Origin of the sequence: Caulobacter segnis, assembly GCF_029543125.1 — a bacterium.
Classification (GTDB): Bacteria; Pseudomonadota; Alphaproteobacteria; order Caulobacterales; family Caulobacteraceae; genus Caulobacter; species Caulobacter segnis_D.
In genome coordinates this window covers 329669-353585 of sequence record NZ_JARQWW010000004.1, presented here as the reverse complement: position 1 = coordinate 353585, position 23917 = coordinate 329669, and the positions used below count along the sequence as shown (strand labels likewise).

The window sequence follows — 23917 nt, the reverse complement described above, 5'->3', positions numbered from 1 at the left end:
CGGATTAGATAGTCCAAATGTCATCCACGCCGCTTCTTGATCGCGTCTCTTCGCCCGCCGACACCCGCGGGTTTTCCCAGGTTGAGCTGAAGCAGCTCGCCGACGAGGTGCGCAGCCAGACCATCGACGCCGTCTCCGTGACCGGCGGCCACCTGGGCGCCGGCCTGGGCGTGGTCGAACTCACCGTGGCCCTGCACCATGTGTTCGACACGCCCAAGGACATCCTGATCTGGGACGTCGGCCACCAGGCCTATCCGCACAAGATCCTCACCGGCCGCCGCGACCGCATCAAGACGCTGCGCCAGGGCGGGGGTCTGTCCGGTTTCACCAAGCGGGCCGAGAGCGAGTACGATCCGTTCGGCGCGGCGCACGCCGCCACTTCGATCTCGGCGGCGCTGGGTTTCTGCGCCGCGCGCGACGCCAAGGGCGAGAATAACAACGTCATCGCCGTGATCGGCGACGGCTCCATGAGCGCCGGCATGGCCTACGAGGCCATGAACGCCGCCTGCGACACCACCAAGCGCCTGATCGTGGTGCTGAACGACAACGACATGTCGATCGCCCCGCCGGTGGGCGGCATGAGCGCCTATCTGGCCAAGCTGGTCAGCGGCGGCGCCTATCGCCGTGTCCGCCAGATCGGCAAGAACGTGGTCGAGCATCTGCCGCGTCCGCTGCAGTCCGTGGCACGCAAGGCCGAGGAATACGCCCGGGGCATGGTCACCGGCGGCACCTTCTTCGAGGAGCTGGGCTTCTACTACATCGGCCCTATCGACGGTCACGACCTCGACGCCCTGGTGCCGGTGCTGAAGAACGCCAAGGAATTCCAGGACAAGCCGGTCCTGGTCCACGTGGTGACCCAGAAGGGCAAGGGCTACGCCCCGGCCGAGAACGCCGCCGACAAGTACCATGGCGTGGTCAAGTTCGACGTGGTCACCGGCCAGCAGGCCAAGTCCGTCGCCGCCGCGCCCAGCTACACCAAGGTCTTCGCCGAGGCGCTGATCAAGGAAGCTGACAAGGACGACAAGATCGTCGCCATCACCGCCGCCATGCCGTCGGGGACGGGCCTGGACCTGTTCGGCAAGCGTTTCCCGCAGCGGACCTTCGACGTCGGCATCGCCGAGCAGCACGCGGTGACCTTCGCCGCTGGCCTGGCCGCCGACGGCATGAAGCCGTTCACGGCGATCTATTCGACCTTCCTGCAGCGCGGCTATGACCAGGTCGTCCACGACGTGGCGATCCAGCGTCTTCCCGTGCGCTTCGCCATGGACCGCGCCGGTCTGGTCGGCGCCGACGGCCCGACCCACGCCGGCACCTTCGACATCGGCTTCATGGGCGCCTTGCCCGGCATGGTGCTAATGGCCGCCGCCGACGAGGTGGAGCTGGCCCGCATGGTGGCCACCGCCGCCGCCATCGACGACCGCCCGAGCGCCTTCCGCTATCCGCGCGGCGAGGGCTGGGGCCTTGAGATGCCCGCCGACCTGGAGCCGCTGGAGATCGGCAAGGGCCGCATCGTCCGCGAAGGGACGGCTGTCGCCATCCTGTCGTTCGGCACGCGCCTTCAGGAATCGCTGAAGGCGGCTGATCTGCTGGCGGCTCGCGGCCTTTCGGCCACTGTCGCCGACGCCCGTTTCGCAAAGCCGCTCGATATCGACCTGATCCTGCGCCTGGCGCGCGAGCACGAGGCTCTGATCACGGTGGAAGAGGGGGCCATGGGCGGCTTCGGGGGCTTTGTGCTGCAAGCCCTGGCCGAGCACGGCGCTTTGGACCGTGGGCTGAAGGTGCGGACCCTGGTCCTGCCAGACGTCTTCCAGGATCAGGACAAGCCGGACGCCATGTACGCCGAGGCGGGTCTGGACGCCGCCGGCATCGCGGCGGGGGCGCTGGCGGCCCTGGGCGTCAGCAACAGCGCCTCGGCTGGCCGCCGAGCCTAAGCCCGGCCGCAGCTGCGGAAGAACTGGGTCACATCGGCCCGGTCATTTTTGCCGGCCTTGAGGTTGAAGCGGCGACCCTGGTTCACGACAGCCAGATCGCCGGTGCGCTCGAAGCTCCTCAGGGCGGCGCCGTCCGCGCGGCTGGAGGCCTCGATCAACCGGGCTCCGCTCATCATGTCCGGGGTGGAGCGGCCCACGACCCGCTCCTGCGCCTTGCGTGAGACCAGGGTGAACTCCGGCTTCTTGTCGCCGGAGATCAGCGACAGGCCCACTGATTTCGTGCCTGGCTTGCAGGTCATCATCAATATGACGGCGTCGCTGTTGGGCAGGCCATAGGCCAGCTTCGCGCCCTCACTCTGGTTCTCCAGATAGATCCAGCTGTAGCCAGGCACGACCTCGCCGCGGTCATGCGCGCAGGCGCCAAGGCCGAGCAGGGCCAGAACCATCAATGCCGAAAGCCGCCTTTTCATGACGCGCCTCCCTTCGAAAGGGAGAACGCACCATGAAAGGGACGGTTCTGGCTTGGATCAGAACGGCGAGAACTTCTCCACCAGCGCCTGGCCCGCTGGGGTGCGCTGCACGCGGCTGATGTCGCCGCGGCCGCCATAGCTGATGCGCGCCTCGGCGATCTGCGTGTGCTTGATGGTGTTGGTGCTGGAGATGTCTTCCGGCCGGACGATGCCAGCCACGGTCAGTTGGCGAAGCTCGCCGTTGGTGCGGACCTCCTGCGTGCCCTGGATGACCATGTTGCCATTGGGGAGCAGGGACGTGACCACCGCGGCGATGGTCAGGTTGATCTGCTCGGCGCGGTTCACCGCGCCCTGGCCCTGAGAGGAGCTGGTGGAGTTGGTGTTGATGGCGTTGGCCGGGTCGTAGCCTCCCGGCAGGATGCGGCCCAGGCTGCTCTCCAGGCCCAGGAAGTTCGGCACGCCGACCTTCGAGGACGAGCCGCGGGCGGCGGTGGTCTGGTTCTGGGTGCGGGCGCTGTCGGCGATCTGGATCTGCACCGTCAGGATGTCGCCCACGCGGTTGGCCCGCTGGTCGTTGAAGAAGCTGCGCGCGCCGACGCGCCACAGGGAGTTGGCGGACGCGGCTTGCGGCGCGAACCGCGGCGGGGCGAGGGCCATGACTTCCTGCTGCTGGGGGACCAGGGCGGCTGGATAGCCCATCTGGCTGAGGTTCGGGCCCTTCACGGTGTCCACCACGGTGGAGCAGGCGGCGAGCGGGGCGATCAGGGCGAGGGCGGCGAACGGCGAAAAGCGCATCGAAGGGCTCTCTTAGCGGGAAGCGTAAAGGTTGGCCGAGGCGGTGGCGGTGCGGCGGGCCGCGGGCCCCACCGCGGCCTGGCCAGGGCCGATGGCCATGGCTTCAATCACCTTCTTGGAGGCGGGGTTCTGCAGCCGCACCCACTGGCCTTCGGCGGCCGCGTTCATGGCCTTGGTCTGGACGGTGAGGGTGATCTGGCCGTCGGACCAGGCCAGGTCGACCACGTCGCCAGCGCGGATCACCTGGCGGACCGGAGCCGGGCGGGCGGCCGCCGTCCGGGTCTCGCCCTCGGTGGGGACCGAGCGGACGATCACACGGCGCAGGCCGCGCTCGTTGGCCCAGGTCAGGCCGGCGCGGTGGGCGGCGATCTGCACCGTGCTGGCCTCCAGAACAGCGCTGGGGCCCACGCGTTTGGCGACCACAATGTCCGCGACCGAGCCGGCGCCCTCGAAAAGATCGCCCAGGGTCACCTGGCCATCGAGGTCGATGACTTCCTCACGCAGAACGACCGGGGCGGCGAGGACGGGGCCGGCGATCAGGGCCGCGGCGAAACCGATAAGCAGGGTGCGCTTCATGAGCTTACGACTTCAGCTGGGAGGTGGCTTGCAGCATCTGGTCGGCAGAGCTGATGACCTTCGAGTTCATCTCGTAGGCGCGCTGGGCGACGATCAGGGCGGTGATCTCGCTGACCGAGTCCACGTTCGAGGCTTCGGTGTAGCCCTGCAGCAGGGAGCCGACGCCCACCGAGTTCGGCTGGCCGGTGACCGGCTGACCCGAGGCCGCGGTCTCGAGGAACAGGTTGTCGCCGATGGCGTCTAGGCCGGCGTCGTTGACAAAGGTCGCCAGCTCAAGCTGACCGACCACTTCCGGGGCGGCGGCGTTGTCGCCGCGGATCACCTGGACCTGACCGGCCTTGGAGACCTGGATGTCCATCGCGTCCTCAGGGATCGTGATGCCCGGCTGAACCAGATAGCCGTCCTCGGTGGTCAGGCGGCCCTGGTCGTCGGTGGAGAAGTTGCCCGCGCGGGTGTAGGCGGTCTCGCCCGAGGGCATCAGAACCTGGAAGTAGCCGCGGCCCTGGATCGCCAGGTCGAGGGGCTTCTGGGTCTGGGTCATGCTGCCTTGCGAGGTGACGCGGTAGACCGAGCCGGCCTTCACGCCCGCGCCCACCTGCACCCCAGTCGGGACGATGTTGCCCTGGTCCGACGACTGCGAGCCGGCGCGCTCGATGGTCTGGTACAGCAGATCCTGGAACTCGGCTCGCTGACGCTTGAAGCCGATGGTGTTCATGTTGGCGATGTTGTTCGAGATGACCTCGACGTTCAGCTGCTGGGCGGCCATGCCCGTGGCTGCGGTGCGGAGCGCTTGCATCTGGGTCTTCCCTTAGTTCGGACGGCCCAGGCGCTCGATGGAGCGCCGGGACAGGTCGTTGTTGCCGTCGACGAGCTTGGACGAGCGCTCGTAGGCGCGGGTCACCTCGATCAGGCGGGTGATCTCCACCACCTGCTGGACGTTGGAGCCTTCCACCATGCCCTGATGGACAAGCGCGTCCTCGGCGGGGATCGGCTGGGCGTTGGACGTGTTGCGGAAGAGGTTGTCACCTTCCTTGGACAGCGCGGAGCGATCCTCGAACTGGACCACCGCGAGGCGGCCGACGTTGGTGGCCTGGCCCGTCTCGGGGTTCGTCTGGGTCAGGGTGCCGTCCTTGCCGATGGAGACCTCGCCCTGGGCGGGATCGATGTTGATCTGGGCGTTGCCCTGGCCAAGGACCGGGGCGCCGGCCTGGGTGACCAGAATGCCTTCGGGGTTCAGGGTCAGGCGGCCGTCACGGGTGTAGCGCGGATCGCCGGCCGGTCCCTGGACGGTGAAGAAGCCCTGGCCCTCGATGGCGATGTCGAAGGAGCCGCCGGTCTTGCGCAGGGGGCCCTGGCCGAAATCGCGGGTGATGCCGTCATCAATGACGAACTTCACCGGTCCCTGGACCTGCGAGGTGCGGGCCTTGCCGACCGCCTCGGTCTTGACCAGCAGTTCCTCCATCTTGAACCCGGCCGTGTCCGCGTTGGCGATGTTGTTCGCCACGATGTCGAGTTCTCGCCGCAGCGTCATCTGACGCGACAGGCTGAGATACATCGAGTTGTCCATCGAAGCCTCCGACTCGGCGCCGAGATGCGCCATTTGCTCGCCACCTGCCATGCAAGGGGCGGGCCAGTTCGAAAAGATCAATAAAATCAGCGATAAAAATAGTTAACGCGACGCGCTGCGACAAACTTGCCGAGTGGCGAGGCGGCTGTGGAAAAACAGATCGTTAACCAAGCTGCGTGAATAGAGAGTGGGAAGATGCAAGGAGCCGCGCGTGGCCAAGGACAAGGGGGCTGAGCCCGACGACGCCATCGAGGATGGCGAAGAAGGGGCCGAGGGCGCGAAGCCCAAGAAAAAAAAGCTCCCGCTTCTGATCATCATCATCGCGGCCGCCGTCCTGGTTCTGGGCGGGGGCGGCGCGGCCGCGTTCTTCCTTCTCAAGCCGAAACCCGAGGGCGAACACGCCGAGGGCAAGGACGCCAAGAAGGACGAGAAGAAAAAGGAAGAAAAGAAGGCCGAGGGCGAAGAGGGCGCCAAGGCGGAGGGCGCAGAAGGCGGCGAGGTCGGCACCATCCGCGAGGGGCCGAACGGCGTCGTCTATTACACCCTGCCCAACGTCATCGTGAACATCCAGTCGGCAGAGGGGCGTCCATCCTTCCTGAAGCTGAAGCTCACCCTGGAGCTCGCCGACGCCGAGACAGCCGAGACGCTGACGCCGAATCTGCCGAGACTCCAGGACATGTTCCAGTCGTTCCTGCGCGAGCTGCGCCCTGAAGATCTGTCCGGCAGCCAAGGCAGCTATCAGCTCCGCATGGAGATCCAGCGCCGGGTCAACCTGGTCATCGCTCCGGCGCAGGTGAAGGCCGTCCTGATCGAGGAGATGCTGATCAACTAGGGCTCGCCCTGGCTGGCATTCACCCGATGGCTGACGAGATCGACGACGACGCCATGGCCCAGTGGGCCGCCGACAACGCCACCGGCGAACTGCCGGGGGGAGATGAAGGCTGGACGGGTCTCGACGACCTGAGCGGCGGCGGTGACGGCATGATGGGCGCCGAGCGCATCCTGAACCAGGATGAGATCGACAGCCTTCTGGGCTTCGACTTCTCCACGGACAGCGATGACGACCGCACCGGCATCCGGGCGATCATCAACTCGGCCCTGGTCTCCTACGAGCGCCTGCCGATGCTCGAGATCGTCTTCGACCGCCTGGTGCGGTTGATGACGACGTCCCTGCGCAACTTCACCAGCGACAACGTCGAGGTCAGCCTCGACAACATCAGCTCGATCCGCTTCGGCGATTATCTGAACTCGATCCCGCTGCCGGCGATCCTGTCGGTGTTCCGCGCCGAGGAGCTCGACAACTACGGCCTGCTGACCGTCGACTCCAACCTGATCTATTCGATCGTGGACGTGCTGCTGGGCGGCCGTCGCGGCACCGCCGCCATGCGCATCGAAGGCCGTCCCTACACCACCATCGAACGCGTGCTGGTCCAGCGGATGGTCGAGGTGGTGCTGCAGGACGCCAAGACGGCGTTCGAGCCGCTGCATCCGGTGAACTTCACCCTCGACCGCCTGGAGACCAACCCGCGCTTCGCCGCCATCGCCAGGCCGGCCAACGCCGCCATCCTGGTGAAGCTGCGCATCGACATGGAGGACCGCGGCGGGCGCATCGAACTGCTGCTGCCGTACGCCACGCTCGAACCCATCCGCAAGATGCTGCTGCAGCAGTTCATGGGTGAGAAGTTCGGGCGCGACAACATCTGGGAAGGCCACCTGGCCACGGAGCTGTGGACCACCCAGATGGAGGTCCGCGCTGTTCTCGACGAACAGCAGGTGGACCTGCGCAAGGTGCTCGACCTGAAGGTCGGCGACACCATCATGCTCAACGCCACGCCCGACAGCCTGGTGGAGCTGCGCTCCGGCTCGATCCCGCTGACGCGCGGCCGCATGGGCCGGCGCAACCACAATATCGCCGTGCGTTGCGAGGCGGCCCTGGGCCCCTCGGCCCGCAAGGCCGTCCAGAAGATCAAGTGAGGAGCCGGCCATGACTCTCGCCGGCATCGCCCTCCAGATCCTGCTCGCGGTCCTGCTGATCGTGGCGCTGGTGTTCGGCATGCGCCTTGAGCGCCGGCTGAAGGCCCTGAAGGAAAGCCACGAGGGTTTCGCCAAGGCCGTTGTCGATCTCGACGCCGCCGCCCAGCGGGCGGAGCAGGGGCTCGCCGATCTGCGCGCCGCCACCGACGAGGCCGCCGAGCAACTCGCCGACCGCATCGAGAAGGCCCGGGTCCTGACCGCCAAGCTGGACAAGTCCATGGCCCAGGCCGCGCGCGGCGAAAGCGCCAGGGTGACGAGCAACCGCCCGCCGCCCGTGCCGCCGATGACGCCGGCGCGCGCAGCCTTCGCGGCGGTCGATCGCCCGCCGCCCCCGGCGGAAACCCCGCGTTCACGCCCCCGGGGCGATGATGATGATCTGTTCGACCCGCCGGCAGGCTCCGGCGGGTTCGGAGTCCGACCCGGAGGCCGGCGATGAAGAACATTCCCCGCATTCTGCCATTGGTCGGCGTGGCCGCCGTCGGCGTGCTCGCCCTTAACGCCCTTTCGGGGGCGAAAACCTTTTCGGACATGACGTCCGGCGCCCGCGCCTTCGCCGAGGAGGCGGCCTCCAAGGTCGCGCCCAAGGACAAGAAGGAAGAGGCCGCCGAGGCCGAAAAGCCGGCCGAAAAGGCCGAGGCCAAGCCGGTCCCGGTCGCCGCCTGCGGCCCCAGCGCCGCCGCCCTGGCCAAGGAGGCCGGCCTGTCGCCGGCTGAGCTGAACATCCTGCAGAGCCTGCGCGCCCGCAGCGGCCAGCTGGATGCCCGCGAGCAGGACATGGACGTGCAGCTGAAGCTGCTCGCCGCCGCCGAGGCCAAGCTCGACGCCAAGATCAACACGCTCACGGCGCTGAAGTACAAGATGGAGGACGTCATCAAGCAGGGTGACGCCCAGACCACCGTCGAGACCGACAAGATGGTGACGGTGTTCTCCTCCATGAAGGCCAAGGACGCCGCCGCCCGTCTGGCGGTGCTGGACGATTCCGTCCGCCTGCCGATCGCCGCGAAGATGAAGGAGCGGTCGCTGTCCATGATCCTGGCGGCCATGCCGCCGTCGGAAGCCAAGCAGCTGACCGAGAGCCTCTCCCGGCGCTTCAATAACGAAGCCATGGACAAGGGCCGCGCCGCCCTGAAGCCAGGGGGCGATCAAGCCGCCGTGGACGCCGCAGCGGCCGAGGAAGCCGCCAAGAAGGCGCCCGCCAAGGCCCCGGCGAAGCAGCCCCAACGCCGACCGGCGGCGCGAGGCTGAGCATGAGCCTGCGCACGGTCCTGCGCGGCGGAGTGGCGGCGGTCTGCATCGCCGCCACTGTCGTTCCAGCCGGCGCCGCTGCGCCGGCCAAGACCGATGCGCGCGGCCCGCTGGACGTGCGGGTGGCCCAGGCCAAGGATTTCACGCGGCTTGAGTTCAACTGGACCGGCCGCACCAGCGTCTCCTCCAAGCGCGAAGGGCAGGTGCTGACCCTGCGGTTCAGCCGCGGAGCCAAGCCCGACATCGCCTCGCTGAAGGCCTTCCCGCCCAAGTGGCTGAAGAAGGTCGAGAGCCGCGATGTGGGCGGCCGGCTTGAGATCGCCCTGACCCTGGCCGACGACGCCGAGGCCAGGGTCGGTCAGGCCGACGGCCAGACCTTCGTAAATCTGTTTGCCGCCCCGCCGAAGGTGGCGGAGGCCGCCAAGCCGGCCGAGGCGCCCAAGGTCAATCCCGTTCCCGCCGGCGGCGTCGTTCGCGTCCGATCGGAAGTGGCCGGCTTGCAGACCCGCCTGGTGGTGGACTGGAACGCCCCGACCCCGGCGGCGGTGTTTCGACGTGGCGAGGCGATCTGGGTGGTGTTCGACGCCCCCGCGCGGCTCGACGTCTCCGGCGCTGCGCGCAGCACCGCGCAGTACGCCCGCCTGGAGCCTGTCCAGGGGGAGGGTTTCGCCGCCCTGCGCATCGTCGCGCCCGAGAGCGTGACCGCCCAGGCAAGCGGTGAGGGGCCGCGCTGGACCATCGCTCTTGGCCCGCAGCGCGGCGGCGCGGGCGGCGTGTCGGTCGAGCGTGATCTGGAGGCCGCGCCCGCGGGCCTGAAGGCCGAGCTTTCTGGCGCCAGCCGCGCCATCTGGATCGACGATCCCGCTGTCGGCGATCGCCTGGCCGTCGTGCCGGCCATGGCGCCTGCCAAGGGTGTCGCGGTTCGTCGCGAGTTCGTCCAGCTGGCGGTCCTGCCCTCCAGCCAGGGCCTGGCGATCGAGCCCCATGCCGGCGATCTGAATTTCTCGGTCGAGGGCGATCTGGTCCGGATCGGCCGGCCCAGGGGCTTGGCTCTTTCGCCATCCACGGCCCAGCCGCAGGCCGAGGCCAGCCTGGATGTGCCGCAGCCCGCGGGCATGCCGGCCCTGATCGACGAGACCTGGGGCCGCACCGACAAGGGCAGGTTTCTGGCCCGCTACAACGCCCTGCAGGACGCGGCCGCCGATGAGGTGGCTCAGGCGCGCGCGCCGGGCAAGGACGCACCGGTCGCCGCCCGCCTGGCCCTGGCCCGGTTCCTGGTCGGCAATGATCTCGGCTACGAGGCGATCGGCGTGCTCAACGCCGCCGCCCGCAGCCGGCAGAGCCTGATGGGCGACGCCGAGTTCCGTGGTCTGCGCGGGCTGGCCCGGATCATGGTCGGCCGCTACGCCGAGGGGGAGACTGACCTGTCGGCCCCCGTCCTGCTGGGGGAGGCTTCGTCTTCCATGTGGCGCGGCTACGCCGCCGCCAAAGCCGGCGACTGGACCACGGCCCGCAAGATGTTCGAACAGGGCACGCCGGCCTTCGAGCATTTTTCTCCGGTGTGGAAGGCGCGGTTCGCCGCCGCAGACGCCGAGGCCGCCCTCGAGCAGGGCGACCTGATCTCCGCCCGCGAAAGCATCGCCGCGGCCCTGGCCAACACCATTCCGGCTGAAGAGCAGCTGAAGGTGCGTCTGGTGCAGGCCCGCCTGTTCGAAGCCGAAGGGGACCGCAAGCGGGCGCTCAACGTCTTCAAGGCCGTGGCGACCGCCCCGCTGGACGGCCTGGCGGCGCCAGCCCTGCTGAACGCCACGCGCATCCAGTACGAGGACGGCAAGATGCCGGCCGACAAGGCCGCGGCGGTCTATGATCAGCTTCGCTACCGCTGGCGCGGCGACGCCACCGAGCTGAAGACCATCCGCACCCTTGGCGCGCTCTATCTGGGGCAAGGTCGCTACCGGGACGGACTCGAGGCGCTTCGCTCCGCCGGCCAGAAGCTGCCGGACCATCCGGAGGCGCGCCTGCTGCAGGCGGACCTGTCCGACGCTTTCCGCGCCCTGTTCCTCGACGGCATGGCCGATGGCCTGCAGCCGGTCCAGGCCTTGGCCCTGTTCTACGATTTCAAGGATCTGACCCCCATCGGCGCCGACGGTGACCTGATGGTGCGCAATCTGGTCCGCCGCCTGGTGGACGTGGATCTGCTGGACCAAGCCGGGGACCTTTTGAAGTATCAGGTCGACAACCGACTGGACGGGGTCGCCAGGTCGCAGATCGCCACCGACCTGGCGGTCATCTATCTGATGAACCGCAAGCCGGAAGAGGCGCTGCGGACCATCAACGAAAGCCGCACCACGATCCTGCCGACTGCGCTCAACGCCGACCGTCGCCTGATCACCGCCCGCGCCATGATCATGCTGGGCCGCACCGATGCGGGTCTCGAGATGATCGAGAACGATCGTTCCCGCGAAGCCGCCGACGTCCGCGCCGAGGCCGCCTGGAAGCAGCGCGACTGGCCCACCGTCGGCCAGATGCTGGAGACTTCGCTGGGCGAGCGCTGGAAGAGTGAATCGGCGCTCGGCGCCGATGAGGAGGGCAAGCTGCTGCGCGCCGCCGTCGCCTACAGCCTGGCCGGGGACGAAGCGGGCTTGAACCGCCTGCGCGACCGCTACACGCCGATGGTGGAGCAGGCCCGCAACCCCGACGCCCTGCGCGTGGCCCTGGCCGGTCCCGAGGGCGACGTGGCCTCCGCCAGCGACTTCAGCCGCATCGCCGCCGACGGCGACGCCTTCTCCGGCTGGGTCACCAAGATGAAAGAGCGCTTCCGCGCCAAGCCGCCTGCGCCCAAGGCCCCGGCGGCGAAGAAGGCCTAGGGGGTCCTTCCCCCTTGATGGGGAAGGGCAGGGATGGGGGTGATGCGGGGGTTGGGTTCGTTGCGGCGGAACGGCCGCAAACACCCTCACCCTCGATCCCTCTCCCATCAAGGGAGAGGGAGGCGCGCGAAAGCACCCCCACGGGCATGAACCCGCAAGGTTGGGAGGGCGGCGGAGCGTCGAACGGCTCTCGATTTGGGTTGGAGTGGACAGGAATAGATCGTCCAACGCTCCGCGCGGGTCCTTGTCGTGAACGCTGCGATCGACGCCTTCGATGAGACAGGAAACCCGGCGTCGTCGGCCTCCAGGGGGAGCCCGCTCTTCCCGCAACGACAGCACGTGGCCACGCGCCCTCCCATGCGGGGAGATAAGCGAAGGTTACGGGAGGTTCGGAGGAGGGGGATAAGTCGTCTCCTCTTCCCCAGAGGGGGGCGAGGGGATAGAGTGTCAGCCTCCCGGCGCCGGCGGGCCGCGCGTGAAGCTTTCCACCAGGCTGCCGCAGACCAGCCGCCAGCCGTCCACCAGCACGAAGAAGATGAGCTTGAACGGCAGCGAGATCGCCGCCGGCGGCAGCATCATCATGCCCATGCTCATCAGCACGCTGGCCACCACCAGGTCGATGACCAGGAAGGGGATGAACAGCAGGAAGCCGATCTCGAAGGCGCGCTTCAGTTCGCTGATCATGAAGGCGGGCGTGACCACGCGCAGGGGCGTGTCCTGAGCTGTGGCCGGTCGGGGAATCTTCGACAGGCGCACGAACAGGGCCAGGTCCTCGCGGTCCACCTGGCTCAGCATGAAGCTCTTTACCGGATCGGCCGCGGCGTCGAAGGCCTGAGGCAGCTCCATCTGGTTGTCGAGCAGGGGGCGGATGCCCTCGTCATAGGACCGCTGGAAGGTCGGTTGCATGACGATGGCGGTCAGGAAGAGCGCCAGGCTGACCAGCACCGAGTTGGGCGGCGCCTGCTGGGTGCCGAGCGCGGTGCGCAGCAGGGACAGCACCACCGTGATCCGCACGAAGGAGGTGGTCATGATGACGATGGACGGCGCCAGCGACAGGACCGTCAGCAGGCCCATGAGCTGGACCACGCGCTCGGTCAGGCCCGCGCCGGTGCCCAGGTTGACGTTCAGGCTCTGGGCCAGGGCGATGGCGGGCCAGACGAAGGTGGCCGCCCCGGTGACGCCCGCCACCAGGAGCGCGCGTTTGAGGTCGTCGCGGTTGATCGGAGCGATCACGCTTGCGTCTCCGGCAAAGGTTCCGGCGGCGCCGGCTGGGTGGCCAGCAGACGGCCTTCACCGATCATGATCAGGCGCTCCTCGCCATCGAGCCGGACCAGCACCAGGCGGCGGGTCGGATCGAGGGGCAGGGTCTCCACCAGCGTCATGCGGCGCTGCTTCTTCTCCATCTGGATCTTCAGCATCCATTCCGGGCCGTATTTGCGCATGGCCCAGGCCGCCAGGCCGATCAGGCCAAGCGTCAGTCCCAGGGCCGCGATGGCGCGGATGAAGTCGACAAATCCCATGTCCGCTCCATGCGCCGAGTCGGGGCTGTCAGGCGATGGGGAGGGGAGCGGACCGACGTGGTTAATGCGTCGTTAACCTTGTTCTTTCACCTTTTGGAATCATGAACCCCAACGAGATTCCTCTCTTCGCGATGCTCAAAAGCCGGCTCGGCTATCTGGGCCAGCGCGAGCGTGTGATCGCGGAGAACGTCGCGAATTCCGACACGCCGGGGTTCAAGCCCAAGGATCTCCGGGGTTTCACCTTCGAGGCGGCGTTGGGCCCCAACGGCATGCGGCCGGCGGTGTCGACCACCCACACCTCGGCCATGCACCTGTCTCCGCCCAAGCGGCAGATCTCGGCGCAGCAACGTGAGCTGCGGCCGCAGGAAGCGCCCGACTCGGACATCACCCTCGACGGCAACGCGGTCTCGCTCGAAGACCAGATGCTGAAGATGGCGGACGCCAAGATGAACTACGACGCGGCCATCGGCTTCTACCAGAAGTCGCTTGGGCTGCTTCGAATGGCCGCCCAGAAACCGCGGTAACGACGCCGGAGCGCTAGATGCCCCAGATCAACTCCCAGACCGCGACCTCGCAGATCGTCGCCGCCTCGGCGCTTCGCGCCCAGCAGGCGCGCATGCGGATCATCGCGGAGAACATCGCCAACGCCGACTCCACCGCCCGCACGCCAGGCGGCGATCCCTACCGCCGCCAGAACCCGATCTTCGAACCGCACGCGGTCGGCGGCGGGGAAGGGGTGCGTCTGGCGCGGGTCGAGCCCGATCAGAAGGCTTTCAAGCAGGAGTACAACCCGGGCCATCCGGGCGCCGACGCCACCGGCTACGTGAAGATGCCCAACGTCGAGACCCTGCTAGAATCCCTCGACATGCGGGCCGCCCAGCGCGCCTACGAGGCGAACCTGAACGTCATCGAGACGGCCCGCGCGCTCGACACCAAGACCCTCGAAATCCTGAAGCGGTAGGCCTGACCGATGATCACTCCGCTCAGCGCCGCCAAGGCCTACGCCAGCACCCAGGGCATTTCTCCGATCGGCAGCCTGTCGGACGGCGTCGCCAGCCTGTCCAACACCCGCCAGAAGACCTTCGGCGACATGCTGGAGTCGGTGATGGGCGATGCGGTGCAGACCTCGCGCGCCGCCGAAAGCCAGATCGCCAAGCAGGCCGCCGGCAAGGCCGACCTGCTGGACGTGGTCACGGCGATCTCCTCCGCCGAAGCCAGCCTGGAGACGGTCATGGCCGTCCGCGACCAGGTGATCAGCGCCTATCAGGAGATCATGCGCATGCCGATCTGACGGCGGCGCCGACTCTCTCTAAGAAAATCAGCCGACGAAGTTTGCGTGAGGCCCGCCATGACCGGCGCCGAAGTCATCGATATCGGCCGTGACGCCATCTGGCTGACGCTGCAGCTCTGCGCGCCGGCCCTGATCGTCGGGCTGGTGGTCGGCGTCGGCATCGGCCTGCTGCAGGCCCTGACCCAGATCCAGGAGGCCACCCTGGTCTTCGCGCCCAAGATCGTCGCCGTCTTCATCACCCTGCTGCTGGCCCTGCCGCTGATGGGAGCCCTGATGTCGGGCTTCATGCGCCAGATCGCCGCGCGCATCGCCGGGATGTAGGCGGCGGTGGAGTACTACGCGACCGCTGCACAGGTCTGGGCCGGCGGTCTGGTGTTCGCCCGGCTGGGGGCGATGGTCATGCTGATCCCCGGCTTCGGCGACGACGCGGTGCCGCCGCGCATCCGCCTGTCCTTCGCCTTTCTCATGGCCCTGCTGATCGCGCCCATCGTGGCGGGCAATGTGGGCTCGCCGCCCGGAACCGTGGGCGAGATGGGCGGCGCGGTGATCAAGGAGGTTCTGGTCGGCCTGATGATCGGCGGCATCCTGCGCGCCCTGACCGCCGCCCTGAACGTGGCGGGCGAGATCATCGCCATCCAGACCACGCTCTCCTTCGCCCAGACGGTGGATCCGGCCCAGGGCGCCAACGGCAATGCGCTCAGCAGCTTCCTGAGCCTGCTAGGGGTCATGATCATCATGACCACCGACCTGCATCACCTGTTCCTGGGCGCGATCGTGCGTTCCTACGCCCTGTTCCCGTTCACCCAGCCGGTGGACGTGAACGACGGCGTCACCCTGATGATCCGCACGGTGGCGGACGCCTTCGCCCTGGGGGTTCAGCTGGCGGCGCCGATCATCGTCTTCTCCCTGGTGCTCAACGTCTCCGTCGGCCTGATCAGCCGGGTGATGCCGCAGTTCCAGATCTTCTTCGTCACCTCGCCGCTCAGCGTCCTCATGGGCCTGTCGATCCTTGCCCTGGGGCTTGGGATCATCGGCATCGTCTGGGCCGACCGCTATCGCGCCCTGCTCCGCGTCTTCAACTAGGGGCGGGCGATGGCGGACTCGGAGGACAAGACAGAAGAAGCAACCCCACGAAAACTCTCGCAGGCGCGCGAGAAGGGCGACGTCCCGAAATCCCAGGATGTCTCGCAGCTGGCCACTCTGGTCGGCGGGGTGGCGGTGCTGATGTCCATGGGCGGCTTCTTCGCCCAGCGGCTGATGAACGACCTGCTGCCTTTCGTCGCCCATCCGAACGAGTTTCCGATGGACGAGGCGGGCGTCATGGAGGTGGGCCTTCAGGCGGTCCGCGCCGCCCTGCCCATGATCGCCACCGTGACCATGGTCGCGGCCCTCGCCGGCGCCTGCAGCCATCTGTTCCAGAGCGGCATTCTCTTCACGCCGGAGAAGCTGAAGCCGGACTTCAAGAAGCTGAACCCGCTGTCGGCCTTCAAGCGGATCTATGGGCCGGACGGTCTGGTCCAGTTCGCCAAGACCTTCGTCAAGCTGGTGGTCACGGCGGTGGTCGCCTGGGTGACCGTCCGTCCGCACATCCCGGAGCTTCAGAACCTGGCCTGGATGTCGCCCTCGGCCATGATGCCGTTGGCGATCAAGCTGCTGAAGTCGCTGATCTGGGCCGTGCTGATCCTGCTGGTCGCCACCGCCGCCTTCGACTGGTTCTTCCAGCGCATCCGTTTCGCCCAGCGCATGCGGATGTCCAAGGAAGAGGTGAAGGAAGAGCACAAGCAGACGGACGGGGATCCACACGTCAAGGCGCGCCAGCGCCAGATCCGCATGCAGCAGTCGCGGCGGCGGATGATGCAGAACGTCCCCAAGGCGACGGTGGTGGTCATGAACCCGACCCACTACGCCGTGGCCCTCCGCTACGAGCCGGGCGAGACGGCGGCGCCGGTCTGCGTGGCCAAGGGGGTGGACGAGCTGGCCCTGAAAATCCGCGGCGTGGCCGAGGAGCACGGCGTCACGGTGGTGGAGGATCCGCCCCTGGCCCGCTCGCTCTACGCCAGCGTCGAGGTGGACGACGAGATCCCGCAGCAGCACTTTGAGGCGGTGGCCAAGATCATCAGCTTCATCCTCAACAAGGGCAAGAAGAGCGGGCAGCGCGCGCGTCCGCTCTAAAGGCGTATCCTGTTGATTGTCACATGACTGATTCGGCTCAGGATTTCAGGAAACGGCCCCATGTCTGAGAAGGTCGAAGCCGCGCCGCGCAAACGGCGTTTCGATCCCCTGGTGATCATGGCCGGGGCGTTCTTCGCTCTGGCCGTGGGTTTCGCCGCCGTGCCGGCGATGAAGGCCGGGCCCGCCACCCTGGCCGGCCTGCTGCTGCTCGCCGGCCTGATCGGCGTCGCCTGCCTGGGCCTGGTCGCGTTCCGCAGTTCGGCCCAGCCGGTGGCCGACATCGACGGCGAAGCCTTCCTCGAGGCCCTGCCGGAAGCCGCCGCCACCGCCGCGCCCGACGGCCGCATCCTGAGCGCCAACCTGGCGTGGCGCACGGGCCTGGGCGAATCCCGCCGCCTGCCGCGCAACGGCGCCGCGTCCGGCCTGTTCACCGCCCTGGTCAAGGCGCGTCGCGGCGAGGCGGCCAGCGCCACCCTGCGCGTCGACGGCGTCGATCGGCCGGCATCGGTTTCGCCCCTCGGGCGTGGCCGGTTCCTGATCCGCCTGCAGGAGCAGGCGGCCGAGCCGCTGCGTCTGCCCGCCGAGGCGGCGCCGCTTCAACCCGCGGCCAATCTGTTCGCCGTGGCCGAGCCGGCGCCGGCGGGCCCCGCTGCTCTGGACACCCTGGCCGCATCCTCGCCGTTCGGCGCCGCCCTGCTGGAAGGCGCGGACGTGTTCGGCGCCAAGATCGTGGAGGCCAACGGCGCGCTCGCCGCCATGACCGGCGGCAAGGCGGTGGAGGGAGTCACCTTCGGCGATCTCATCGACAAGAACAGCCACCTGGACGCCGCGCTCGGCGTCGCCGAAGGCCGCGCTGGCCCGGTCGAGGTGCGCCTCGCCCATGATCCCGCCCGCATCGCCCACCTGTACCTGGCCCGCATCGGCACGCGCCTGACCGCCTATCTGGTGGACGTGTCCGAGCAGAAGCAGATGGAGCTGCAGCTCGCCCAGTCGCAGAAGATGCAGGCTATCGGCCAGCTCGCCGGGGGCGTGGCACACGACTTCAACAACCTGCTGACCGCCATCCAGCTTCGCCTGGACGAACTGCTGCATCGTCACCCGGTGGGCGACCCGTCCTACGAAGGCCTGAACGAGATCCGCCAGACTGGCGTGCGGGCCGCCGATCTGGTGCGCAAGCTGCTGGCCTTCTCGCGCAAGCAGACGGTCCAGCGCGAGACCCTGGACCTGGGCGAGCTGATCAGCGAGTTCGAGGTGCTGCTGCGCCGCCTGCTGCGCGAAGACGTCAAGCTGGTCACCGACTACGGCCGCGACCTGCCCAAGGTCCGCGCCGACAAGAGCCAGCTTGAGACCGCGGTCATGAACCTGGCAGTGAACGCCCGTGACGCCGTTCGCGCGGCCAAGGGCGGCGGCATGGTCAAGATCCGCACCGCTCGCCTGGGTCACGCCGAGGCGGTCAAGCTCGGCTACAATGGCCCGCCGGCGGAGTTGGCCCTGATCGAGGTTTCGGACGACGGCCCCGGCATTCCGCGCGAGGTGATGGGCAAGATCTTCGACCCGTTCTTCACGACCAAGCCGGTGGGCGAGGGGACCGGGCTGGGCCTGGCCACCGTCTATGGCATCGTCAAGCAATCGGACGGCTGGATCCACGTGGAGTCCAAGGCCGGCTCGGGCGCGGCCTTCCGCATCTTCCTGCCGGTGTTCCACGCCCCTGACGTGATCACCCCGCCGACCGTGGAGCCGGTGAAGACCCGCACCATCGCCCGCGACCTGTCCGGCGCCGGCCGCATCCTGTTCGTGGAGGACGAGGACGCCGTGCGCGGCGTCGCCGCCCGACTGCTCCGCGCCCGGGGCTACGAGGTGATCGAGGCCGCCGACGGCGAGGAGGCTCTGGTTCTGGCGGAGGAGAACGCCGGCTCCATCGACCTGTTGATCTCCGACGTGATCATGCCGGGAATGGACGGCCCGACCCTGCTGAAGAAGGCAAGGGGCTATCTGGGAACCGCGCCCGTGATGTTCATCTCCGGCTACGCCGAGGCGGAATTCTCCGACTTGCTGGAAGGCGAGACGGGCGTGACCTTCCTGCCCAAGCCCCTGGACATCAAGGTCCTGGCCGAGCGGGTGAAGCAGCAGCTTCAGGCGGCTTAAAATCCTCCCTGTCGGGGGAGGGGTCTTGCTGACTCAGCAGGCTCCCTCCGTCCTTTCAGGACACCTCCCCCAGAGGGGGAGGACCTTCGTCTCAGCCGAGGCTGCCGATCAGGGCCTTGGCCTGGGCCGTGGCCTTGGCGGTGTCGGACTTGCCGTCGGCGATGTCCTGGGCCCAGCCCATCAGCTTGGGACCGGTGATCGAGCCGTTGTTGGCTTCCTCCGGCACCTTCACGCCCTTGCCGCGCGCGACGGCTTCGTCCCAGAAGCCGCGGACATTGGCCCAGTAGTCGTTGGTGGCGGCCCAGTAGGCCTCGCCCGGGCCGGCGTTGAACTTCTTGTCCTTGTCGTAGGTGTTCAGGACGATCTCATGGACGAAGGTCGCCAGTTGGCCGTTCTTGGGTCCGACCTTGGCGTTGTCCTGCTCATGCACCCAGCCCGAGGGCGTCAGGGCGTGACGGTTGATCCCGAGATAGCGGTCGTAGGGCGGCTTGCGCACCGCGTCGCGGCGGGCGAGCGGACGCCAGGTGTCGCCGCTGGTCCAGCGCGAGACGCCAAGATCGTGCGCCCACTTGCCGACGCCGCCGTAGCGCGGAGAGTCGTCGGTCTGCCACACGGTCTGCGACCAGGCGCCGGCGCGCTGGGCGGCCGGCACCTCCTCCAGCTTCCAGGCGCCATCTCCGGCATAGACCAGCACCGTCGCCGGCTCGTAGGTCCAGTCCTGGCGCCAGTGTTTGATGACGAAGGACTTGCCGTCCATGGTCATCACCAGGGTGTGCTGCAGGGCGATGCGCTTGTCGTTGTCCTCGATCACGCGGACCATCTCGTCGCCGCCGCTGATCTTCTGGTCGATCGGGTTGTACTCGTCGAGGAAGGGGACGGTCTCGCGGAAGTCGAACTGCACGTGATAGTCGCCCGCCATGGTCAGGATGGCCTTGCGGTCGGCCTCATAGGCCGCGCCGCGCAAAGCGCGGGCGGCGGCCGGGCCGGCCTGCAGCAGGGCGGGAGCGGCGACCGCGCTCAGGGAGCCCAGGGTCAGGGCCGCGCGGCGGGTGAGGTTGATCTTCGTCATGTTCCTTATCCTCAGTAGCGCAGGGTCAGGGAGACCGAGGCGTTGCGGCCCGGCTGGGTGTAGGCGTCGCGGATGATGCTGCTGTTGGCGAGACCGCGGGCGTCGCCCCACCACCAGTACTTCTCGTCGGTGATGTTGAACACGCCGGCCCGCAGGGTGGCGTAGTCGGTCACGTTCCAGAACGCCGTGGCGTCGAGAAGCGCGAAGGCCGGCGGCGTGAAGCAGCCGCCGGTGCAGACCGTGCCGATGTCGTTGGCCTTCTTGCCGGCCGAGTATGTGGCGATGAGCTGGCCGCCGAAACGGTTCTGGGCGTCGCGCCAGGTAAGGCCGGTGACGACCTTCACCGGGTCGATGCTGTCCAGCGGCGCCTTCACGCCGTTGGAGGTCGACTCGCCGTCGGCGTAGGAGGCGGCGGCGTTCAAGCCGAAGCCCTTGCCGAGATTGGCGCGGAAGCGGCCCTCGATCCCGCTGATCTCGACCTTGCCGAGGTTCACGTACTGGTACACGGCGGGATCGGCGGCGGTGAAGCTGCCGCGCACCTGCACCTGGCTGATGAAGTCCTTGTACTCGCCGGTGAAGGCGGTGACCTCGGCGAAGAAGCGCTCGGTTTTGAAGCGGACGCCTGCCTCGTAGTTCTCGCTCGTCTCCGGCTTCAGGTCCGGGTTCGGGATCGAGGTGTAGTTCTGCAGCGGGTTGGAGAAGGCGTTGTTCACCTGCGACGGGGCGGGGGCCTTGAAGCCCGCGCCGGCGGTCACGAAGAAGCTGACCGTATCGGTCGCCTTGAAGGTGGCGCCGAACTTCGGCGAGACGCGCTCATCGCTCTGCTTGGCCGCCAGGTTGGCCGCGCCATAGAGCGCGTCGCGCTTGGGCTCCAGTTCGTACCAGTCGAAACGCAGGGCCGGGTACAGGACCAGGCGGCCGTCCATGGTCTCGATCTCGTCCTGCACGAAGAAGCCGGCCAGGGTGTAGTCGGTGTTCGGGAAGGCGCGGGCGGGGAAGGTCTCGCCGGCCGGGGGGATCGTGCCGTCGCGGATGCCTTCCTGGCGGGTCTTGGACACGTCGCCGCCATAGACCAGGCGATGCGACAGACCGCCGAGGCTGAACTCGCTGCGCAGGTCGAAGGACACGCCCAGAACCTCGTTGTCGAAGGTCACGTCACGCGTGCGGTCCGGCGAGGTGTTGCGGTCCTCGAAGGTGAACTGACGGGTGGTGGCGTCCTGGTAGTAGGCCGTGACGAAGGCGTGGCGGATCGCGCCGGCGTCGGCTTCGTAGCGGTAGTCCAGGCCGAAGCGGTTGCGTTCGGTGGTGTCCAGGCCGTCGATGCGCAGGGTGCTGGTGGCGGCCAGCGGCGGCTTGGCGATCGAGCTCAGCACGTCCGAGACCACTTCGCGGTCGAAGTACTCGTAGGTGGCGCGCAGGCGATGGCCGTCGCGCGGATCGAACACGACCTTGGCGAGGACGGCGTTGGATTCGATGTCCTGCGGGTTGGGGGCGGTGCGGTCGGTGTTGGCCGACTCGTTGGTCCCCTGGTTCTCCTGTTCGCTGCCGTCGCGGCGTGTATAGGCGATCATGCCCGACCAGCGGTCGGCGCGGCCGGCCAGGACGACGCCCTTGGCCCAGCTGTCGTCGGCCGAGGAGTAGGCCAGCTTGGCTTGGCCGCCGACATTGCGGCCTTCGGCGATCAGGTCGGCCGGGTCCTTGGTGGTGAAGCTGACCGCGCCGGCCATGCCGTCGGAGCCGTAAAGGGCCGAGGCCGGGCCGCGCAGGATTTCGACCGACTTCAGCAGGTCCAGGTCGCCATAGTCGCCGCGGCCCACGGTCTGGGCGCCGAACGAATAGGCGTCGGGCTGACGCACGCCGTCGGTCTGGATGAGGACGCGGTTGCCCTCCAGGCCCCGGATGTTGAAGCCGCTGTTGCCGTCACGGCCCGTGGCGGCGAGAGCGGTGGTGAAGCGGGCGGGGCTGTTGCGAACCGACACGCCCGGCTCGAAGCGGATCAGGTCCTTGATGTCGGTGACGAGGTTGTCCTCGATCTGCTTGGCGTCGATCACCGTGACCTTGGCCGGGACCTCGTCGGTCGACTTTTCGGTGCGGGTGGCCAGGACGGTGACGCCCTCGACCGTGGAGGCCGCGAGCTGAACCTGCTCCTCGGCCAGTGTCGGGCCCGCCAGCGCGATCAGCGCGGCGGTGGTGGAAAACAGATGGATGCGCATGGATGTCCCCCGAGCGTTCTTTGTGGCGCCGCTTTAATGAGAATGACTCTTAGAATCAATATCAAAGCGATGATGGGGAAACGGTGTTCTTCGAGTTATTTATTACGCGGAATTAATACCTCGGGTCTCGACGTCGGACGGGTAAGTGGTACCGCTTCCGTCCTCGATAAAAATAGGGAGAGCGGGCCCATGCAGAGCCGCCGCCAACTGCTTCAGTTCACCGCCATCGCCGGCCTCGTCGCGGTCGCACCACGTATGGCCATGGCCGCCGCCGCCTCGCCGGAAGCCGCCAAGATGAACGCCATGTTCGACGCGTTCATGAAGGAGCAGCTTGAGCGCTTCCCCGAATACTCCTCGTACCTGGGCCTGGATAAGGGCCCGATGGCGGCCCTGAAGAGTCGCATCAGCGACCTGTCGCCGAGCGCGCAGCGTGAAGACGCGGCCCAGAACGCCGCACGCCTGGCCCGCCTGCGCACCATCGACCGCGCCAAACTGACGGGCATGGATGTCGTGAACTATGACACCGTGGAGTTCACCCTGGCGGTGGCCGACGAGGTGTCCAAGTCCAGCCCCGCCCTGCGCGGCCAGGGTTCCGTCTATGTGCTCAGCCAGTTGAGCGGCCTGTACCAGCAGGCGCCGGACTTCATGGACAACATGCACTCCATCGAGAACGCGGCCGACGCGGAGGCGTACCTGTCGCGCCTTTCGGCCCTGGGCAAGGCGCTCGATCAGGAGCTGGAGGTCGCGGTCCATGACGAGAAGCTGGGCATCACGCCGCCTGACTTCGTCATCGACAAGGCGCTGATCCAGATGAAGTCCCTGCGCGACCAGCCGCTGGAGAAGGCGACCCTGGTCGAGTCCATCGTGCGCCGCACCAAGGAGAAGGGGCTGTCGCCGGAATATGGCCAGCGCGCCGCCAAGATCTATACCGACAGCGTACTGCCGGCCTTGGGCCGCCAGATCGCCCACATGGAGCGCCTGCGCAAGACGGCGCGCCACGACGCGGGCATCGGCAAGCTGCCGAACGGCCCGGCGATCTACGCCGCCTCGCTGAAGAGCTACACGACCTCGACCCTCACGCCTGACGAGATCCACCAGCTGGGCCTTGACCTGGTCGCCAAGCTGTCGGCGCAGACCGATGAGCTGATGCGCAGCCAGGGCCTGACCAAGGGCACCGTCGGCGAGCGTTTCCGCTCGCTCTACGACGATCCCAAGCAGCACTACCCGAACACCGACGAGGGCAAGGTTCAGCTGATCAATGACCTGAACGCCCAGATCAAGGTCATCGAGAAGAAGCTGCCGGCCTATTTCGGCCAGCTGCCCAAGGCTCCGGTGGAAGTGCGCCGCGTGCCTCCGGCCATCGAGGCCGGCGCGCCGGGCGGCTCATACAACTCGCCGCCGCTCGATAACTCGCGCCCCGGCATCTACTGGATCAACCTGGTGAACACCGCCGCCCAGCCGCGCTTCACCCTGCCGACCCTGACCTATCACGAAGCCCTTCCGGGCCATCACCTGCAGCTGGCCCTCAGCGGCGAGAGCCAGGGCATCCCGCTGATCCGTAAGGCCATCGGCTTCTCGGGCTACTCCGAGGGCTGGGGTCTCTACGCCGAGGAGCTGGCGGTGGAGATGGGCATGTACGAGACGGACAAGATGGGTCAGATCGGCATGCTGCACGACGCCCTGTTCCGGGCCGTGCGCCTCGTCGTCGACACCGGCCTGCACCACAAGGGCTGGAGCCGCGAACAGGCCATCAAGTACTATGTCGAGCAGATCGGCGATGAGGAAGGCGCGGCCACCCGCGAGGTGGAACGCTATTGTGTCTGGCCGGGCCAGGCCTGCAGCTACATGGTCGGCAAGATCACGTGGATGCGCCTGCGCGAGAAGGCCAAGACCGCCCTCGGGCCCAAGTTCGACATCCGCAAGTTCCATGACGCCGGCCTGCTGGCCGGGGGCACGCCCCTGACCACGCTGGAGAACGTCATCGACAGCTACATCGCGTCCGCCAAGGCGGCGTAACGAAAC

General features: G+C 67.8%; 23 protein-coding genes. 14 read left to right on the top strand and 9 right to left on the bottom strand.

Features of this window, described 5'->3' with window-relative positions:
• Positions 1–17: 17 nt before the first annotated feature.
• A complete protein-coding gene (gene dxs / locus P7B02_RS14370; protein WP_277787028.1) occupies positions 18–1931 on the top strand; it encodes a 1-deoxy-D-xylulose-5-phosphate synthase in 1914 nt (637 codons plus the stop codon).
• Here the strand turns inward: dxs and P7B02_RS14365 are convergent.
• From P7B02_RS14365 to flgF, 5 genes are read right to left on the bottom strand one after another with little or no spacing between them, the layout of a single operon-like run.
• Positions 1928–2401 carry a hypothetical protein gene (locus P7B02_RS14365; protein ID WP_277787027.1) on the bottom strand — a complete coding sequence of 158 codons (474 nt, stop codon included), beginning with the start codon at positions 2399–2401 and terminating at the stop codon, positions 1928–1930. The genes dxs and P7B02_RS14365 overlap by 4 nt on opposite strands.
• 57 nt (positions 2402–2458) lie before the next feature.
• Complete coding sequence (gene flgH, locus P7B02_RS14360) at positions 2459–3196, bottom strand: flagellar basal body L-ring protein FlgH (RefSeq protein ID WP_277787026.1); 738 nt, start codon at positions 3194–3196, stop codon at positions 2459–2461.
• 12 nt (positions 3197–3208) lie between these two features.
• Positions 3209–3772, bottom strand: coding sequence for a flagella basal body P-ring formation protein FlgA (locus P7B02_RS14355; RefSeq protein ID WP_277787025.1), 564 nt, complete (start codon positions 3770–3772; stop codon positions 3209–3211).
• Positions 3773–3776: 4 nt separating this feature from the next.
• A complete protein-coding gene (flgG, locus tag P7B02_RS14350) occupies positions 3777–4568 on the bottom strand; it encodes a flagellar basal-body rod protein FlgG (protein ID WP_277787024.1) in 792 nt (263 codons plus the stop codon).
• A 12-nt stretch (positions 4569–4580) separates the two neighbouring features.
• Positions 4581–5339, bottom strand: coding sequence for a flagellar basal-body rod protein FlgF (flgF, locus tag P7B02_RS14345; RefSeq protein ID WP_277787023.1), 759 nt, complete (start codon positions 5337–5339; stop codon positions 4581–4583).
• A gap of 211 nt (positions 5340–5550) precedes the next feature.
• Between flgF and P7B02_RS14340 the strand changes: the two genes are divergently transcribed.
• The 5 genes from P7B02_RS14340 to P7B02_RS14320 are packed head-to-tail and all read left to right on the top strand — an operon-like array spanning position 5551 to position 11485.
• Positions 5551–6171, top strand: a complete 621-nt coding sequence (locus tag P7B02_RS14340) for a flagellar basal body-associated FliL family protein (protein WP_277787022.1) — start codon at positions 5551–5553, stop codon at positions 6169–6171.
• 26 nt (positions 6172–6197) lie between these two features.
• Positions 6198–7313, top strand: coding sequence for a flagellar motor switch protein FliM (gene fliM / locus P7B02_RS14335; protein ID WP_277787021.1), 1116 nt, complete (start codon positions 6198–6200; stop codon positions 7311–7313).
• A 10-nt stretch (positions 7314–7323) separates the two neighbouring features.
• A complete protein-coding gene (locus P7B02_RS14330; protein WP_277787020.1) occupies positions 7324–7809 on the top strand; it encodes a DUF6468 domain-containing protein in 486 nt (161 codons plus the stop codon).
• Positions 7806–8618, top strand: coding sequence for a MotE family protein (locus tag P7B02_RS14325; RefSeq protein ID WP_277787019.1), 813 nt, complete (start codon positions 7806–7808; stop codon positions 8616–8618). Before P7B02_RS14330 ends, P7B02_RS14325 begins: the two co-directional genes overlap by 4 nt.
• A 2-nt stretch (positions 8619–8620) precedes the next feature.
• Positions 8621–11485 carry an endoglucanase gene (locus tag P7B02_RS14320; protein ID WP_277787018.1) on the top strand — a complete coding sequence of 955 codons (2865 nt, stop codon included), beginning with the start codon at positions 8621–8623 and terminating at the stop codon, positions 11483–11485.
• A 447-nt stretch (positions 11486–11932) separates the two neighbouring features.
• Here P7B02_RS14320 and fliP read toward each other — a convergent pair whose 3' ends face one another.
• Complete coding sequence (gene fliP / locus P7B02_RS14315; RefSeq protein WP_431355820.1) at positions 11933–12676, bottom strand: flagellar type III secretion system pore protein FliP; 744 nt, start codon at positions 12674–12676, stop codon at positions 11933–11935.
• A gap of 38 nt (positions 12677–12714) precedes the next feature.
• Positions 12715–13005, bottom strand: coding sequence for a flagellar biosynthetic protein FliO (locus tag P7B02_RS14310; protein ID WP_277787016.1), 291 nt, complete (start codon positions 13003–13005; stop codon positions 12715–12717).
• 131 nt (positions 13006–13136) lie between these two features.
• Here P7B02_RS14310 and flgB point away from each other — a divergent pair, with 131 nt between their 5' ends.
• The 7 genes from flgB to cckA are packed head-to-tail and all read left to right on the top strand — an operon-like array spanning position 13137 to position 18613.
• Complete coding sequence (gene flgB / locus P7B02_RS14305) at positions 13137–13529, top strand: flagellar basal body rod protein FlgB (protein ID WP_277787015.1); 393 nt, start codon at positions 13137–13139, stop codon at positions 13527–13529.
• Positions 13530–13546: 17 nt separating this feature from the next.
• Positions 13547–13966, top strand: coding sequence for a flagellar basal body rod protein FlgC (flgC, locus tag P7B02_RS14300; protein ID WP_277787014.1), 420 nt, complete (start codon positions 13547–13549; stop codon positions 13964–13966).
• A 9-nt stretch (positions 13967–13975) separates the two neighbouring features.
• Complete coding sequence (gene fliE, locus P7B02_RS14295) at positions 13976–14296, top strand: flagellar hook-basal body complex protein FliE (RefSeq protein ID WP_277787013.1); 321 nt, start codon at positions 13976–13978, stop codon at positions 14294–14296.
• Positions 14297–14353: 57 nt separating this feature from the next.
• Complete coding sequence (gene fliQ, locus P7B02_RS14290; protein WP_277787012.1) at positions 14354–14617, top strand: flagellar biosynthesis protein FliQ; 264 nt, start codon at positions 14354–14356, stop codon at positions 14615–14617.
• Positions 14618–14623: 6 nt separating this feature from the next.
• Positions 14624–15379, top strand: a complete 756-nt coding sequence (gene fliR / locus P7B02_RS14285) for a flagellar biosynthetic protein FliR (RefSeq protein ID WP_277787011.1) — start codon at positions 14624–14626, stop codon at positions 15377–15379.
• A 9-nt stretch (positions 15380–15388) separates the two neighbouring features.
• Complete coding sequence (gene flhB, locus P7B02_RS14280; protein WP_277787010.1) at positions 15389–16468, top strand: flagellar biosynthesis protein FlhB; 1080 nt, start codon at positions 15389–15391, stop codon at positions 16466–16468.
• Positions 16469–16528: 60 nt separating this feature from the next.
• Entirely contained in the window at positions 16529–18613 is a 2085-nt protein-coding gene (gene cckA / locus P7B02_RS14275) for a cell cycle histidine kinase CckA (RefSeq protein WP_277787009.1), read from the top strand.
• 91 nt (positions 18614–18704) lie between these two features.
• On the opposite strand, the gene P7B02_RS14270 is transcribed toward cckA, so the two are convergent.
• Together P7B02_RS14270 and P7B02_RS14265 are read right to left on the bottom strand one after the other, a co-directional pair.
• Positions 18705–19682 (bottom strand): DUF6607 family protein, encoded by a 978-nt coding sequence (locus tag P7B02_RS14270; RefSeq protein WP_277787008.1) that lies wholly within the window; start codon positions 19680–19682, stop codon positions 18705–18707.
• A gap of 11 nt (positions 19683–19693) precedes the next feature.
• Positions 19694–21895 carry a TonB-dependent hemoglobin/transferrin/lactoferrin family receptor gene (locus P7B02_RS14265; RefSeq protein ID WP_277787007.1) on the bottom strand — a complete coding sequence of 734 codons (2202 nt, stop codon included), beginning with the start codon at positions 21893–21895 and terminating at the stop codon, positions 19694–19696.
• Positions 21896–22084: 189 nt separating this feature from the next.
• On the opposite strand from P7B02_RS14265, the gene P7B02_RS14260 reads away from it, so the two are divergent.
• On the top strand, positions 22085–23911 hold the full coding sequence (locus P7B02_RS14260) for a DUF885 domain-containing protein (protein WP_277787006.1): 1827 nt from the start codon (positions 22085–22087) through the stop codon (positions 23909–23911).
• The last annotated feature ends 6 nt before the right edge of the window (positions 23912–23917 follow it).

What these genes read in the sequence shown, in the direction of transcription:
- fliM (WP_277787021.1), top strand. Translation starts at nt 6,198, where the DNA reads ATGGCTGACGAGATCGACGACGACGCCATGGCCCAGTGGGCCGCCGAC.
- P7B02_RS14325 (WP_277787019.1), top strand. Translation starts at nt 7,806, where the DNA reads ATGAAGAACATTCCCCGCATTCTGCCATTGGTCGGCGTGGCCGCCGTC.
- flgG (WP_277787024.1), bottom strand. Translation starts at nt 4,568, where the DNA reads ATGCAAGCGCTCCGCACCGCAGCCACGGGCATGGCCGCCCAGCAGCTG.
- P7B02_RS14310 (WP_277787016.1), bottom strand. Translation starts at nt 13,005, where the DNA reads ATGGGATTTGTCGACTTCATCCGCGCCATCGCGGCCCTGGGACTGACG.
- P7B02_RS14265 (WP_277787007.1), bottom strand. Translation starts at nt 21,895, where the DNA reads ATGCGCATCCATCTGTTTTCCACCACCGCCGCGCTGATCGCGCTGGCG.
- flgF (WP_277787023.1), bottom strand. Translation starts at nt 5,339, where the DNA reads ATGGACAACTCGATGTATCTCAGCCTGTCGCGTCAGATGACGCTGCGG.
- flhB (WP_277787010.1), top strand. Translation starts at nt 15,389, where the DNA reads ATGGCGGACTCGGAGGACAAGACAGAAGAAGCAACCCCACGAAAACTC.
- P7B02_RS14355 (WP_277787025.1), bottom strand. Translation starts at nt 3,772, where the DNA reads ATGAAGCGCACCCTGCTTATCGGTTTCGCCGCGGCCCTGATCGCCGGC.
- cckA (WP_277787009.1), top strand. Translation starts at nt 16,529, where the DNA reads ATGTCTGAGAAGGTCGAAGCCGCGCCGCGCAAACGGCGTTTCGATCCC.
- fliQ (WP_277787012.1), top strand. Translation starts at nt 14,354, where the DNA reads ATGACCGGCGCCGAAGTCATCGATATCGGCCGTGACGCCATCTGGCTG.
- flgC (WP_277787014.1), top strand. Translation starts at nt 13,547, where the DNA reads ATGCCCCAGATCAACTCCCAGACCGCGACCTCGCAGATCGTCGCCGCC.
- P7B02_RS14320 (WP_277787018.1), top strand. Translation starts at nt 8,621, where the DNA reads ATGAGCCTGCGCACGGTCCTGCGCGGCGGAGTGGCGGCGGTCTGCATC.
- flgB (WP_277787015.1), top strand. Translation starts at nt 13,137, where the DNA reads ATGCTCAAAAGCCGGCTCGGCTATCTGGGCCAGCGCGAGCGTGTGATC.
- fliE (WP_277787013.1), top strand. Translation starts at nt 13,976, where the DNA reads ATGATCACTCCGCTCAGCGCCGCCAAGGCCTACGCCAGCACCCAGGGC.
- P7B02_RS14365 (WP_277787027.1), bottom strand. Translation starts at nt 2,401, where the DNA reads ATGAAAAGGCGGCTTTCGGCATTGATGGTTCTGGCCCTGCTCGGCCTT.
- P7B02_RS14330 (WP_277787020.1), top strand. Translation starts at nt 7,324, where the DNA reads ATGACTCTCGCCGGCATCGCCCTCCAGATCCTGCTCGCGGTCCTGCTG.
- P7B02_RS14270 (WP_277787008.1), bottom strand. Translation starts at nt 19,682, where the DNA reads ATGACGAAGATCAACCTCACCCGCCGCGCGGCCCTGACCCTGGGCTCC.
- flgH (WP_277787026.1), bottom strand. Translation starts at nt 3,196, where the DNA reads ATGCGCTTTTCGCCGTTCGCCGCCCTCGCCCTGATCGCCCCGCTCGCC.
- dxs (WP_277787028.1), top strand. Translation starts at nt 18, where the DNA reads ATGTCATCCACGCCGCTTCTTGATCGCGTCTCTTCGCCCGCCGACACC.
- P7B02_RS14260 (WP_277787006.1), top strand. Translation starts at nt 22,085, where the DNA reads ATGCAGAGCCGCCGCCAACTGCTTCAGTTCACCGCCATCGCCGGCCTC.